Here is a 13699-nt window from a genome sequence, read left to right on the forward strand (position 1 = left end):
CTTTGGGCGCGCGTTTGCGCCGAGTCAGCGTGTCTCGGGCTGGGCGAGGAGATCGGTGGCGAGGCGGTGGACGAGGTCTGCCCCGTGCTGGCTCAGGATCGACTCGGCGTGGAACTGGATGCCGCGGAAGTGGGGGCCGCGGACGAGGTGGACGTCGCCCGAGCCGGGGTCGGCGTCGACCGACACCCCCGGCGGCAGCTGGTGGTCGGCGGCGACGCGCCCGACGAACGTGTTGTAGAACCCCACGCGCTCGGGGTGGCCGTCGATCACGACCTCGTCCTGGGTGCCTTGGAAGACGATGTCCTTGTAGGCCAAGGGGATTCCGAGCCGGTCGCACAGCACCTGATGACCCAGGCAGACCGCGAGGAACGGCTGGTCGCCGGCCAGCAGCCGGTCGACGGCGCGCCGGAACGTCGCGATCTTGGGATCGGCGTCGTCACGTGGGTCCCCTGGGCCGGGACCCACGATCACCAGGTCCGCGTCGTCCAGGGCCCCGTCGGCGTACGCCGGGTGCGTGACGACGGTGCTCGTCATCCCGGCGACGCCCAGCACGTGGCGGAGCATGTTCACGAAGTCGTCCTCGCCGTCGAGGATGACCACGCGCTTGCCCGCGAGTGCGGGGTCGGGCCGCGCCCCCGACTGGTCGGTGAGCCAGAACGACGAGAGGCGGCGGTTGCGGGCGAACAGCTCGAGCAGGACGTCCTCGTCGTTCACCAGCTCGGCGACGTCGACGCCGGGACTGGGCGCGGCATCCACGAGACCGAAGGCCGACAGGATGCCGGCCGCCTTCGCGTGCGTCTCGGCGACCTCGGACGTCGGCTCGGAGTCGCGCACGAGCGTCGCACCCGCGGTGATGGTCAGCCGCCCGTCCAGCCCGACATCGGCGGTCCGGATGAGGATCGGGCTGTCGACGACGGTCGCGCCCTCGGCGTCGCGACCCAGGATCGCCAGCGCGGCACCGTAGTACGCGCGCCCGTGCGACTCGTACTTCTTGATCAGGCGGCAGGCGTTCTGGAGCGGGCTCCCGGTGACGGTTGCGGCGTACATCGTGTCGCGCAGCACCTCGCGCGGGTCGCGGCTCGTGCGGCCGGCCAGGAAGTACTCGGTGTGCACCAGCCGGCTCATCGGCTTCAGGAACGGACCGAGCACCTGCCCGCCCTTGTCGCACACGTCGCACATCATCTTCAGCTCCTCGTCGACGACCATGAAGAGCTCGTAGATCTCCTTCTCGTCGCGCAGGAACTCCAGCAGGCCGCGGCGGACGTCGTCAACGCCGAGGCGGAACGTCCCGCTGATCGGGTTCATCCGGACGTCCTCGCCGTGCACGGAGACATGCCGCTCCGGGCTTGCTCCGATGAGGTACCGGTCGCCGGTGAAGAACACGAACGTCCAGTACGCGCCGCGCTCGCGTTCGAGTAGGCGACGGAACACGGTCAGCGCCCTGCCGGCGTCCCAGTCGGCGACCTGGGCGTGATACTGACGACCGACGACGAGATTGGCTCCCTCGCCCTGCCCGATCTCGTCGCGGATGATCGTCTCGACCAGCTCGGCGTACGCCGTGTCGTCGATGTCGAAGCCACCGCGGTCGGCCAGCTCGACGGCGTCGTCGTCGATCGCGGCGAGCACGTCGGCGACGGTGAACTCCAGCTCGGTCTCGACGTCGACGACCACCAGCGGGGTGCCGTCGTCGTGGGCCTCCAGGCCACGCTCGCGGACCTGCCGGAACGGGACGGCGACCAGCCGGTCGGCGATCAGCCCGTGCTCCGGGACGCCCGTCTCGAGGGGGATGTCGAGCAGGGACTCCACGACGTGCCGGCGACCGCCGACCAGGCCGACCGTGTCGCGGTCGCCCGCTCGCGTCGAGCGCCGGATGATCGCCCACGCCTCGTGCCCCTGGAGCGCGGCGATGGCGTCCCGGGCGCTCTGCGCTCGATCTGACCCTCGATCTGAGCCTCGATCTGGCCCTCGATCGAACCCTCGATCAGGGAGGTCTGCGGTCATGCCGCCCGAATCTACTGTGGCCGGGACACGACCAGCCTGCCGTGCCAGGGGTTGGCTGGCGTTGGCAAGCAATGATAATGAATGAGAAGAAATGAGAAGGACTAGCAAGAAGGGCCTCGATGAGCGCCAACCCGTTCAAGCCGAGCCCCGGCTCGTCGCCGCCGGAGCTGATCGGCCGCCAGCGTCACCTCGACGACGTGCGCGACGCGATCGCCGACGGCCCGGGGGCGCCGGGTCGGACGACGCTCTTCACCGGCCCCCGCGGAGTCGGCAAGACGGTGATGCTCAACGAGGTCGAGGCGGTCTTCGACCGAGCCGGCTGGCTCCACCTCAGCGAGACCGCCACGCCAGGGCTGGCCGGCCGCATCCTCCGGGGCGCCGCACGGCTCCTGAGCGCGGAGGAGCCGCCCGCGAAGGGACGCATCACCGGAGTCCGCCTGCCCGGCGGCGCCGGGATCGAGCTCCAGCGCCCCGCGCCGGAGCCGGCCGATCTCCGCGAGACCGTCGAGCACCTGTCGGACCTGCTCGGACGACGCGACAGCGGTCTGCTCCTGACCGTCGACGAGATCCACGCCGGACAGGTCCCCGAGCTGCGCGAGCTGGCCGTGCTCAGCCAGCACCTGGTCCGCGACGACCGCGAGTTCGCTCTCTGCATGGCGGGCCTGCCGTATGCGATCTCGTCCCTGCTCAACGACGACGTGCTGACGTTCCTACGCCGGGCCGACCGGCACGTGCTCGGGGCACTCGACCTCCAGGACGTCGAGGACGCGTTCGTGGAGACGTTCGCCGACAACGGCCGGACCATCGACGTCGACGCGTGCCGGCGCGCCGCGCGGGCCACCGAGGGCTACCCCTTCCTGGTGCAGCTCATCGGTCACCAGATCTGGCGGAGCACCGATGCCGACGACATCGGAGCGGCCGCCGTGGACCGTGCCGTCGCCCAGTCCCGGACCCGGCTCGGTGAGCTGCTCCACGAACCGGCCCTGAGGTTCCTGTCCGACGTGGACCGGCAGTTCCTGCGCGCGATGGCCGAGGACTCGGGCGCGTCCAGGGTCGGCGACGTCGCCGAGCGGCTCGGCCGCGACGCGCAGTACGTCAACACCTACCGGCGCAGGCTGATCGCCGCCGGCGTCGTCGAGCCGGCCGGTCGCGGCCGGCTGGAGTTCGCGATCCCCTATCTCGGCGACACGCTGCGGGGGTTGGACGGGTGAGACCCCTGCCCCTCTCGGAGAATGGTCGACCGGGGTGAGGTACGGCACCCTGCTCGGATGTCGCTGAGCGCTCATCCGCTCGCCCCCTCGCGTCGCGAGATCGCGGGCAGACTCCGGGGCGCCGCCGTGGTCTCGCTCGTGGTGGCCCGGCCACTCAGCGCACGTTCTTGATGGTGTCCAGGTAGCGCAGCACGGTCTCCAGCTCGGCGACGGTGAAGGTGGCGTGAGCCTGGTCGAGCTGGCCCACGATCTCGGCGTAGGCCGAGTTGACGCGGTCGTCGTCGAGCGGGACGGCGTGCACCCACACCTTGCGCCGGTCTGACGGGTCGGCCTCGCGCCTGACCATCCCCTTGCCCTCGAGCCGGTCCAGGACGCGGGTGGTCGTGCTGGACGGCAGCTCCGTGGCCGCGGCGACCTGCCCCGGCGTCATCGGCCCGGTGCGCAGCAGCACGCCGAACGTCTGGAAGTCCACGACGTTGAGGCCGACGGTGCGCGCGATGCGCTCGTTGGTCAGCACCGCGGAGGCGATCACCTCCTGCATGACGTAGGCGATCTGGGTGCCGAGCTGCTTCCGGGTGGACAACGCAGACAGCCCTCGCTATTCTCTCCGCATCGGAACTATTCCGAATCAGAGATATCCCAGAACGGGATCTCTGACTCCCAAAGACTACCCGAAACCCGAACCAGGAGAACGAGATGCTCCACAAGCGGGGGCTCGCCATGGGCGTGCTCATCTTCGCGTCGTTCATGGACCTGCTGGACGCGACGATCGTCAACGTCGCGCTCCCGTCCATCCGTGACGACCTCGGCGCCAGCGGCGCCCAGCTCGAGTGGACCGTCGGCGGCTACCTGCTGGCCTTCGCGGTCCTGATGATCACCGGGGGGCGCCTCGGCGACATCTTCGGGCGGCGCCGGCTGTTCGTGGCCGGTGTCGTCGGCTTCACGCTCGGCTCGGCCCTGGCCTGCATCGCGCCGTCCATCGGCGTACTCCTGCTGGCGCGGGTCGTCCAGGGCGGCTTCGCGGCGATGATGGTGCCGCAGGTGCTGTCGTCCCTCCAGGCGCTGTACGACGCGCGGGAGCGGGCCGCGATGCTCGGGGTCATCGGCGCGGTGTCGGGGATGTCGGCGGTGATCGGACCGGTGCTCGGCGGCTGGCTGGTCAGCAGCAACGCCTTCGGGATCGGCTGGCGCAGCATCTTCCTGATCAACCTGCCGATCGGTGCCGCCCTCGTCGCGCTCGCGCTGCGGTTCGTGCCCGACACCCGGTCCGAGCACCCGCTCCGGCTGGATCCCCTCGGGCTGCTGCTGGCGACGGCCGGCCTGCTGGGCGTGGTCTACGCACTGGTCGAAGGTCGCGACCAGGACTGGGCGGCGTGGGTCTGGGCGGTCGGCGCCGGGGGCCTGGTGCTGCTCGCGGCGTTCGTGGCCCAGCAGCGACATCGTGAGCAGAGGACCGGCTCGGCGCTGCTGCCGATGCGGCTGTTCGGCGACCGCGGGTTCTCGGCCGGTCTGGTCACGCAGGGCGCGTTCCAAGGCTCGCTCGCGGGGTTCGCGCTCGTCCTGACGATCTACGTCCAGACGGGGCTCGGCTGGTCGGCGATCCACGCCGGGCTGACCCTCCTGCCGTTCAGCCTGGGTGCCTTCGTCGGCACCGGGATCTCGGTGCCCCTGGGCATGAGGCTCGGCAAGGTCGTGATGGCGACCGGCGCAGCGTTGCAGTCAGCGGCCACCGTGTGGGTCCTCGCGACCATCCACGGCCAGGGCGACGGCCTCACGACGTGGGACCTCGTGCCCGCGCTCGTCGTGAGCGGGATCGGGCTCGGCCTGCTCGTCGTCCCCCTGGTCGACGTCGCGCTGGCCACGGTGCCCAGCGCCGAGGCCGGAGCGGCGTCCGGCGCCTATGGCACCGTGCAACAGGTCGGCGCGGCTCTGGGGATCGCGATCGCCGGCACGGTGTTCTTCACCGACGTCGGCACGTCGTACGACGCGGCCTCACTGCGCTCGGGCCTGATGGCGGCGTGCTGGGTGGCGGCCTGCGGCTACGCGTTGGCCGCCCTGGCCAGCCTGCTGCTGCCGTCGCGCGACCAGGTCCACGCCCACCAGGAGGCGGTCGAGCGCGAGCTCGAGCTCGCCCCCCGTTGAGCGACGAGCTCTGAGCCCTTGAGCCGTTCTTACGGCGAGCCCGCACCTTAACGGGTCGGAATGCGCCACTCAACAGGTCGGAACGCGCCACTCAACGGGTCGGAACGCGCCACTCAACCGATCAGGGTGAGGAGCTGGGTGGCGCGGGTGAGGGCGACGTAGAGGGTGGCGCGGCCGGTCGGGGACTCGGCCTCGATCGCGTCCGGGGCGACGACGACGATGCCGTCGAACTCCAGCCCCTTGGTGTCGATGCCCGTCAGGACGACGATCCGGTCCTCACCCGCGGTGCCCGGGTCGGCGGCATGAGGAGCATCGGCGGCGTACTCCGGCCACGAGGCCAGCCAGCCCGAGACCTCGGCGCGCCGGGCGGCCGGGACGACGACCCCGATCGTGCCGCCGACCTCGGCGGCGATCTCGGCGAGCTCACGCCGCACGGTCTGCGACAGCCCACCCTGCGTCGCCACCTCGCGGGGCGAGACACCGGTCGAGCGAACGGCGGTCGGCAGGTCGGCGCCGAGCCCGACCCGCTCGGCGTACGCCGCGGCGTACTCGTAGATCTCCGCGGAGTTGCGGTAGTTGGTCGACAGGTGGAACTCGTGCAGCTCCTTGCCCTCGATCGCAGCCGCACGAGCCGACGCCGACTCCGCCGGGACGGGCCACGACGACTGCGCGGCGTCGCCGACGATGGTCCACGTCGCGGCGCGTCCGCGGCGGCCCACCATCCGCCACTGCATGGGGGTGAGGTCCTGGGCCTCGTCGACCAGGACGTGGGCATAGCCGTCGTCCTCGATCCGGTGGGTCGGCGGCTGCCACGGCGCCGACGAGCCGTACTCGCGCTCGGCCGCGGTCGTGAGCTCCTGGAGGTCACCGCCGAGGAAGTCGTCGAGCTCGTGGTCCTCCTCGCGAGCGCGGTCGGGGACGTCGCCCAGGGCGTAGCGCAGCTCGTCGACGAGCGGAACGTCCTCGACGGCGAGCCCGGTGGACTGCCAGGAGTCGACGAGCAGGCGGAGCTCGTCGGCACTGAGCACGCCCTCGCCGACGCGCGTGGCGAACTCCGGGTCGCGAAGCCACGCCAGCACCTCCGGCGCCGACAGCGGCGGCCACCACGACAGGGCGAAGTCGAGGAACGCCTGCGAGGAGAGCATGTCGTCGTCGAACGCCTCGCGCCCTCGCTCGCGCCCGCGCTCGCCGCGCACCTGACGCCACATCGCGTCCAGCAGCGCCGAGGCGACCCGCGGCAGCTGCCGGTTGCGCTGGCCCTGGCCCATCAGCTGTCGCCGCAGCCTGCCGAGGACGCCACGGTCGAGATGGATGACGTCGTCGCGCCAGAACACCCGGAACTCCTTGGCCGACCCCGGCGCCTGCTGGCGCGCCGTACGTCGCATCAGCTCCGCCATCCGGGCCGAGCCCTTGAGGGCAGCGACCGCCGGGGAGTCGTGCCGCGTGGCCCGCAGCCCGCTGACGACCTCGCCGAGCGACCGCAGCGCGACCGCAGTCTCACCGAGCGAGGGCAGTACCCGCTCGATGTAGCGCATGAACACGCCCGAGGGGCCCACGACCAGGACTCCGCCGGTCTCGTAGCGCCGCCGGTCGTTGTAGAGGAGGTACGCGGCGCGGTGCAGCGCGACGACCGTCTTGCCGGTCCCCGGACCGCCGCTGATCGTGACCACGCCCTTGCCGGGCGCACGGATCGCGCGGTCCTGCTCGGCCTGGATCGTGGCCACGATGGAGTGCATCGAGCGGTCGCGGGCTCGCGAGAGCTGCGCCATCAGCGCGCCCTCGCCGACGATCGGCAGGTCGGTCTCGGCCTCGGCGTCGAGCAGCTCGTCCTCGACGCCGACGACCGTCGGGCCGGCGCAGCGCAGCACCCGACGGCGTACGACGTCGTGGGGCTCGGCAGCGGTCGCCTGGTAGAACACCGCGGCGGCCGGCGCCCGCCAGTCGATCAGCAGGGAGTCGCGGCTGTCGTCGCGCAGCCCGATCCGGCCGATGTAGCGCGGATCCGCGTCGACCCGGTCGTGGAGGTCGAGGCGACCGAAGACGAGCCCCTCGTGCGCGGCGTCGAGCTGAGCGATCCGGCGCGCGGCCTGGAAGACCATGGCGTCGCGCTCGACGAGCCCGCCCTCGTGCCCGAGGGCGCCTCGGCCGTGGCCCTCCCGGGCCAGCGCCCGCGCGTTGCGCGCCGACCTCTCGAGCTGGACGTAGACCCGGTCGACGAAGACCTGCTCAGCGGCGAGCTCAGCGGCCAGCACCTCGTCTGCCAACGAACGCATTCCCCTCGAACCCGGCCGCCCGGAACGGACGGCGCCACCAGCAGCAAGCAAGTTGACTATCGTATCGCCCGCTCCCCGCGGATGCGCGACCTGTCCCTGTGTCAGGCTGCGGCTGTGAAGGTCTACATCTCGGTGGACGCCGAGGGCGTGGCCGGCATCTGCGACTGGGAGCAGTGCATCGCCGGCGGCGACGACTACGCGTCGGGCCGCGAGCTCGTGCTGGGCGAGGTGAACGCCGCCATCGACGGCGCCGTGGCGGCCGGTGCCACCGAGATCCTGGTCAACGACAGCCACTCGCTGATGCGCAACCTCCCGCCCGCCGGGCTGGCCGGCCACGCGGCCTACCTCTCGGGACGCTTCAAGCCGCTGTACATGATGGAGGGCCTCGACCCGTCGTACGACGCGGCAGTGCTGCTGGGCTACCACGCCGCGATGCCGACGCCCGGCGTCCTCTCCCACACCTACAACCCGCGCGCCATCGGCGACGTCCGGATCAACGGCGTCGGCACCGGCGAGGCGGGCATCAACGCCCTCGTCGCGCAGCACCACGGTGTCCCCGTCGCCGTGATCACCGGCGACCAGTACGTCGGGCCCGAGGCCTCGCCGTTCTGCCCGGACATCACGGCGATCGAGGTGAAGCGCTCCGTGAGCCGCTACGCCGCCGAGCACCTGCACCCCGAGGTCTCGCGAGACCGGATCCGCGCGGGAGTGACCTCGGCTCTGCGCGGCGTCGAAGCCCTCACGCCGCCCGCGATCTCGCTGCCCGCGACGCTCGAGGTCGACCTGCTCTCCTCCGACATGGCGGAGCAGGCGACCTGGCTCCGCGGCGTCGCGCGCGTCGGCTCGCGGACGGTGTCGTTCACCGACGACGACCCGCTCTCGGCGTTCCGCACCTTCATGACGCTCGTCTTCCTGACCCGCAGCCTGGTCGAGACGCACTGACCCGCGACCCCGGCCCGCGCGGCGTCAGTCGATCCGCTCGTAGGCGGCGATCCCGTACCGACCCGTCCCTCCGGTCAGGGTCACGGTCGGCGTGGTGCCGGCCGCCGCCCACAGGTCGCCGATCGAGCCGCTGCCCACTCCGCTGAACTCCCCACCGCCGCTCGCTGTCCCGGCGTGGAAGGACACCCGGATGCGCCCGTGGTTCGTCCAGGCGATGCCGATGACCCGGTCGACCTTGCTGACCGGGAGCGAGGGGTGCACCCCGCCGGTCGACCCGTTGGCGATCGTGCGCAGGGCCCAGGTGTGGCCGAGGTACTCCACGCGATCGGGAAGGTCGTCGCCGCCGACCCTCTCCGAACGCAGCGATCCGTAGACGCCGAGGCCCATCCGCAGGTCCGGCGCCGATCCCGCCGCGACGACCTGGGTGTCGTCGTCCCCGTGGGTGACCCACATCCGCATCGTCGCGGCGGTCCCGGGCTCGGTCCCGGGCCTGAGGGCCGCGGAGAACGTCGAGGTCACGTGCGAGCCGGCGTCCGCGAAGTCGGAGGAGTCGCACTGCGACCCCGAGACCTCGGTCCGCTCGGAGCCGTCGAACGCGAGGTGGATGACGTCGTCGGCGGGCAGCCCGGAGCAGACCGGCGCCACGGCGACCGCGCCGTCGGGCACGCTGAAGGATCCCCTCAGGTCCACCTGCCCTCGATCGGAGACCATGGCCCGCAGGAGAGCCGTGCCCGCGACGTCACTGCGGTAGGTGAGCCCGGCCTTCGTGTAGCCCGGCGGCGGCGCGCCGGTGAGGTCGTACGACGCGATCCCGACGCGACCGTTGGGGGCCGAGACCTGGACGGTCCCGCTCTCGCCCGCGGGCACGACGACATAGTCACGGAAGCGCGACTCGCGGGAGTGCCACCGGGTGTTGTCGGGAAGGCCGAGCACGACCGACGACCGCGGGCTGGTCGTCCACGTGAACAGCCGGGGCTGGTCGGACTCGGAGAGGTGGAAGGAGCCCGAGCCGGCGAACGTCTCGCCGTGGCCGTCGGTGCGATAGGTGAAGCCGAGCGCGTGCATGGTCGTCGGCGCCTTGCGGCCCAGGAGCGTGGGTGCCGCCGGCTGGGCGGGACCGAGTCGCGGCACGACGGCTACCGCCGCTCCACCGAGCACGACGAGGGCCAGCGTGCCGACTGCCACCGCGCGCCGGCGACGCCGCACGGCGGCGACGCGCTGGTGGACTCCGGCCGTCCGGGCGACGGTCTGCGGGACGCCGACCTCGTCGGCATGCTGGTCGAGGACCCGGCGCAGGTCGGCGATCGTGGTCATCGCAGGTCTCCTTCGTCGTCGGTGGCGCCCGGGCCCGGCTCGCCCGGCTCGGCCAGGGCGGGGTCGATGCGCAGCTTGGCCAGGGCCTTGCTGGCCTGGCTCTTGACGGTGCCGACCGAGCAGCCCAGCACCTCGGCGGTCTGCGCCTCGGTGAGGTCCTCGTAGTAGCGCAGGACGAGGACCGCCCGCATCCGCCGGGGCAGCCGACCCATCGCCGTCCAGAGGTCGGACGGCTCCGCGGCGTCACCGACGGTGTCCACGGCCGTTGGCTCGGGGAGGGTCTCGGTCGGCTGCTCGCCGTTCCACCTCCTGCGCCACCACGACGCGTAGGTGTTGACCAGGATCTTGCGGACGTACGGCTCGGGCTCGCCCTGGATCCGGCGCCAGGCGAACCACGCCTTGGTCAGGGCCGTCTGGAGCAGGTCCTCGGCCAGGGCGTGGTCACGTGTCAGCAGGTATGCGGTGCGCAGCAGGGCCCCGGAGCGGGCGGCGACGAACTCGTCGAGCGCCGCCGTCGCTGCCTGGTCACCGGGTCCCACTCGGCCTCCCGAGTCGAGGACGGTCGTGGTGCTCATGTCGGGTCATACCCGGTGACCCGCCTCGATGGTTGCCTACCGCTTCCGCTGGAGGAACGCGGTCATCGCCGCACGCGCCTCGTCGGAGGCGAAGAGCCGGGCGCTGAGCGCGGCCATCTCACCGCCGAGGGCGTCGATGCGGCGTACGAGGTCGGCGTTGAGGATCCGCTTGGACTCGCGCAGCCCCTGTGCCGTGCCGGACGCCAGGGTGGCGCACAGGCCGGCGACCACGTCATCGAGCTCGACGGCGGGGACGGCGCGGGTGACCAGACCGTACGCCGCGGCCTGCTCACCGCTGAACACCTCACCCCCGAGCGTGGTCAGGGCAGCCGCTCGCGGCGTCATCCGCGCGTGCACGGTCAACGAGATGATGGCCGCGGCCAGGCCCAGCCTCACCTCGGTGAGGGCGAACGTCGCGTCCTCGGCGGCGATCGCGACGTCGCTGGCCGCCACGATCCCGATGCCGCCCGCACGCACCGCACCGGCGATGCGGGTGACCACCGGCTTGTCCATCGTGGCGACGAGCCGCTGGAGGGCGACGATGCGCAGCGCACCCTCCTCCATGCCGTCGGTGGTCGCCTCCGACATGTCGGCGCCGGAGCAGAACACGCTCCCCTCCTGGCGCACCAGGACCACCGTGACCTCGTCGTCGGCGTCCGCGCGCCCGAGCCGCTCGACCAGCTCGGTCACCAGCTGGCGCGAGAGGGCGTTGCGGTTGTGCCGGGAGTCGAGGGTGATCGTGGCGACGGAGTCGGCGACCTCGTAGTGGACCAGCTCATCGGGCATGCCCCGCATCCTGCCAAACCCGTCCGGCGCTCGGCCTTGGCCGTGGACGGCGTCAAGCCAGGCGGGAGCGACGACGGGCGGCGCCGGCGGTGCAATCCCCCAGGCGGCCGGCGTCGAACAACGATGTGTGACCAAGCTCAGATACGCCGGGTACGGCGTGCTCGCGGCCCTGACCGGCTCGGGAGTCGGGCACCTGGCAGCCGCGCTGACCGATCCCGCGGCGTCTCCGGTGCTCGCGGTCGGGGAGCTGGTGATCGACCACACCCCGACGCCGGTGAAGGACTGGGCGATCGTCCACTTCGGCACCCACGACAAGACGATCCTGGTGGGCTCGGTGCTGATCGGGGTGCTCGTGCTGGCCGGCGTCGCCGGACTGCTGGCGAAGCGGTCGTTCCGTCTCGGCGCCGGGCTGCTGTCACTCCTGGTGGCCGTGGCGCTGTACGCCGCCCTGACCCGGCCGGTCGTGCGTCCCGTCGACGCCCTTCCCGGCGTCCTGACGGGCATCGTCGGACTGGTCGCACTCAGGCTCCTGACGAGACTGGAGACCGGAGCGGCGGTGGTACCCGGTACCGGGCTCGGAGCCGGCCCGCCCCGTGGGTCTGCCGGCTCCACCGGGCCGGCGCCGCCGGGGCCGGGACGACGCGGGCTGCTGCTCGGGGTGGCCGGCGTCGCCGCGGTGGCGGCGGCCGGCGAGTATGCCGGACGGCTGGTCGCCCGCTCGCGCGAGGCCATCGGCAACATCACCTTGCCCAGGCCGCACAGCAAGGCGGGTCCGTTCCCCCGCGGGCTCGACGACAAGGTCGCGGGGATCACCCCGCTGCGCACCTCGAACGCCGACTTCTACCGCGTCGACACCCGCCTCACGCTGCCGATCGTCGACGCCTCGTCGTGGTCCCTCACCGTCGACGGCGATGTCGGCAACCAGCAGTCGTGGAGCTTCGAGGACCTGCTGGCGATGCCGCTCATCGAGCGCGACATCACCCTGACCTGCGTCTCGAACGACATCGGCGGCCCCTACGTCGGTGGCGCGCGGTGGCTCGGTGTGCGCCTGACCGACCTCCTCGACCGGGCGGGGGTCGGGACGCACTCCGACCAGATCCTGTCGACCGACGTCGACGGGATGACGATCAGCACTCCGCTGGCCCTGGCCACCGACGGGCGGGACGCGATGATCGCCGTCGCCATGAACGGCGACCCGTTGCCGCGCGAGCACGGCTTCCCGGCGCGGATGGTCGTGCCCGGCCTCTACGGCTTCATCAGCGCCTGCAAGTGGATCACGCGCATGACACTCACGACCTACGACGACGACACGGCGTACTGGACGCACCGCGGCTGGGCGACCGACGCCCCGATCAAGGTCGCGAGCCGCATCGACACCCCGAACGGGCTGCACGTGAAAGGGGGACGCGCGCTCATCGGCGGCGTCGCCTGGGCGCAGCCCGTGGGCGTGGCCAAGGTGGAGGTGCAGATCGACGGCGGGCCGTGGCGACCGGCGACGCTCGGCCCCAGCGCGGGCAACGACTACTGGCGCCAGTGGTACCTGCCCTGGAACGCCGACCCGGGCTCACATCAGCTCTCCTGTCGTGCGACCGACAAGAAGGGCAACGTCCAGACCGCGGTCCGCGCGACGCCGTTCCCGAACGGCTCCTCGGGCCTCCAGAAGCTGGTCGTCTCCGTGGCGTGAGCCACACCCCCCACCCGGTGAGAGGACCCATCCGGGTGGCCCCCGGCCACGAACGACTCCCGACGCACCACCCAAGAAGAAGCCAACCGCACCAGCAACAGAAGAGGTCACCATGAACACCACGCTCCGACGCTCGGGGATCGCCGCGCTGGCCCTGGGGGCCACCCTCGGCCTGGCCGCCTGTGGCAGCTCGAACAGCAGCTCGGCTTCCGGCGACGCCGGCACGACCGGAGGCACCGGCACGAACGGTGGCACGAGCGCCGCCTCCCAGACCTTCGGGTCGGGCTGCGCCGCGGTGCCGAAGAGCGGCGCCGGCTCGTTCCAGGGCATGGCCACCGCGCCGGTCGCCTCGGCCGCCAGCGCCAACCCGGTGCTCTCGACCCTGGTCGCCGCCGTCACGAAGGCAGGGCTGGTCGACACGCTCAACTCTCAGAAGGCGATCACCGTCTTCGCACCGGACAACGACGCGTTCAGCGCCATCCCGCCCAAGACCTTGAAGGCGGTGCTGGCCAACAAGGCCGAGCTGACCAAGATCCTCACCTACCACGTCGTGGCCGGGAAGATCGCGCCCGACCAGCTGGCCGGGACCCACAAGACCCTCGAGGGCGGCAAGCTCACGATCAGCGGATCGAACGACGACTACACGGTCGGCAAGCAGAAGGCCTCGATCGTGTGCGGCAACGTCTCGACGGCCAATGCGACGGTCTACATCATCGGCTCGGTCCTGATGCCGACGATGTGACGGGGTACAGACCGTCCGACGACAGACGC

The 13699-nt window shown here is 71.9% G+C and carries 11 protein-coding genes; 5 read left to right on the top strand and 6 right to left on the bottom strand.

Annotation, left to right across the window (positions count from 1 at the left end; genetic code table 11):
- Positions 1-24: 24 nt before the first annotated feature.
- Positions 25-2001 carry an anthranilate synthase family protein gene (locus tag VHW64_RS05835; RefSeq protein ID WP_329649575.1) on the bottom strand — a complete coding sequence of 659 codons (1977 nt, stop codon included), beginning with the start codon at positions 1999-2001 and terminating at the stop codon, positions 25-27.
- Positions 2002-2120: 119 nt separating this feature from the next.
- On the opposite strand from VHW64_RS05835, the gene VHW64_RS05840 reads away from it, so the two are divergent.
- Complete coding sequence (locus tag VHW64_RS05840) at positions 2121-3212, top strand: AAA family ATPase (protein WP_329649576.1); 1092 nt, start codon at positions 2121-2123, stop codon at positions 3210-3212.
- Positions 3213-3366: 154 nt separating this feature from the next.
- On the opposite strand, the gene VHW64_RS05845 is transcribed toward VHW64_RS05840, so the two are convergent.
- The gene (locus VHW64_RS05845; protein WP_329649577.1) at positions 3367-3795 is read right to left on the bottom strand and encodes a MarR family winged helix-turn-helix transcriptional regulator; all 429 of its coding nucleotides are present in this window, start codon (positions 3793-3795) and stop codon (positions 3367-3369) included.
- Between the two features lie 113 nt (positions 3796-3908).
- Between VHW64_RS05845 and VHW64_RS05850 the strand changes: the two genes are divergently transcribed.
- On the top strand, positions 3909-5354 hold the full coding sequence (locus VHW64_RS05850) for an MFS transporter (RefSeq protein ID WP_329649578.1): 1446 nt from the start codon (positions 3909-3911) through the stop codon (positions 5352-5354).
- 113 nt (positions 5355-5467) lie between these two features.
- Here VHW64_RS05850 and VHW64_RS05855 read toward each other — a convergent pair whose 3' ends face one another.
- Positions 5468-7627 (bottom strand): HelD family protein, encoded by a 2160-nt coding sequence (locus VHW64_RS05855; protein WP_414690454.1) that lies wholly within the window; start codon positions 7625-7627, stop codon positions 5468-5470.
- 114 nt (positions 7628-7741) lie between these two features.
- Between VHW64_RS05855 and VHW64_RS05860 the strand changes: the two genes are divergently transcribed.
- Complete coding sequence (locus tag VHW64_RS05860) at positions 7742-8569, top strand: M55 family metallopeptidase (RefSeq protein WP_329649580.1); 828 nt, start codon at positions 7742-7744, stop codon at positions 8567-8569.
- Between the two features lie 24 nt (positions 8570-8593).
- Here VHW64_RS05860 and VHW64_RS05865 read toward each other — a convergent pair whose 3' ends face one another.
- The 3 genes from VHW64_RS05865 to VHW64_RS05875 are packed head-to-tail and all read right to left on the bottom strand — an operon-like array spanning position 8594 to position 11244.
- Positions 8594-9883 carry a hypothetical protein gene (locus VHW64_RS05865; RefSeq protein ID WP_329649581.1) on the bottom strand — a complete coding sequence of 430 codons (1290 nt, stop codon included), beginning with the start codon at positions 9881-9883 and terminating at the stop codon, positions 8594-8596.
- Positions 9880-10458, bottom strand: a complete 579-nt coding sequence (locus VHW64_RS05870; RefSeq protein ID WP_329649582.1) for a SigE family RNA polymerase sigma factor — start codon at positions 10456-10458, stop codon at positions 9880-9882. Before VHW64_RS05870 ends, VHW64_RS05865 begins: the two co-directional genes overlap by 4 nt.
- A gap of 36 nt (positions 10459-10494) precedes the next feature.
- Complete coding sequence (locus VHW64_RS05875) at positions 10495-11244, bottom strand: enoyl-CoA hydratase-related protein (RefSeq protein WP_329649583.1); 750 nt, start codon at positions 11242-11244, stop codon at positions 10495-10497.
- 127 nt (positions 11245-11371) lie between these two features.
- Here VHW64_RS05875 and VHW64_RS05880 point away from each other — a divergent pair, with 127 nt between their 5' ends.
- A complete protein-coding gene (locus tag VHW64_RS05880) occupies positions 11372-12928 on the top strand; it encodes a molybdopterin-dependent oxidoreductase (RefSeq protein ID WP_329649584.1) in 1557 nt (518 codons plus the stop codon).
- Positions 12929-13040: 112 nt separating this feature from the next.
- Positions 13041-13670 carry a fasciclin domain-containing protein gene (locus VHW64_RS05885; RefSeq protein WP_329649585.1) on the top strand — a complete coding sequence of 210 codons (630 nt, stop codon included), beginning with the start codon at positions 13041-13043 and terminating at the stop codon, positions 13668-13670.
- The last annotated feature ends 29 nt before the right edge of the window (positions 13671-13699 follow it).

This window comes from Nocardioides sp., from assembly GCF_036267815.1.
In the GTDB taxonomy this organism is placed as follows: domain Bacteria; phylum Actinomycetota; class Actinomycetes; order Propionibacteriales; family Nocardioidaceae; genus Nocardioides.

What these genes read in the sequence shown, in the direction of transcription:
- VHW64_RS05840 (WP_329649576.1), top strand. Translation starts at nt 2,121, where the DNA reads ATGAGCGCCAACCCGTTCAAGCCGAGCCCCGGCTCGTCGCCGCCGGAG.
- VHW64_RS05870 (WP_329649582.1), bottom strand. Translation starts at nt 10,458, where the DNA reads ATGAGCACCACGACCGTCCTCGACTCGGGAGGCCGAGTGGGACCCGGT.
- VHW64_RS05865 (WP_329649581.1), bottom strand. Translation starts at nt 9,883, where the DNA reads ATGACCACGATCGCCGACCTGCGCCGGGTCCTCGACCAGCATGCCGAC.
- VHW64_RS05885 (WP_329649585.1), top strand. Translation starts at nt 13,041, where the DNA reads ATGAACACCACGCTCCGACGCTCGGGGATCGCCGCGCTGGCCCTGGGG.
- VHW64_RS05875 (WP_329649583.1), bottom strand. Translation starts at nt 11,244, where the DNA reads ATGCCCGATGAGCTGGTCCACTACGAGGTCGCCGACTCCGTCGCCACG.
- VHW64_RS05850 (WP_329649578.1), top strand. Translation starts at nt 3,909, where the DNA reads ATGCTCCACAAGCGGGGGCTCGCCATGGGCGTGCTCATCTTCGCGTCG.
- VHW64_RS05835 (WP_329649575.1), bottom strand. Translation starts at nt 2,001, where the DNA reads ATGACCGCAGACCTCCCTGATCGAGGGTTCGATCGAGGGCCAGATCGA.
- VHW64_RS05855 (WP_414690454.1), bottom strand. Translation starts at nt 7,627, where the DNA reads ATGCGTTCGTTGGCAGACGAGGTGCTGGCCGCTGAGCTCGCCGCTGAG.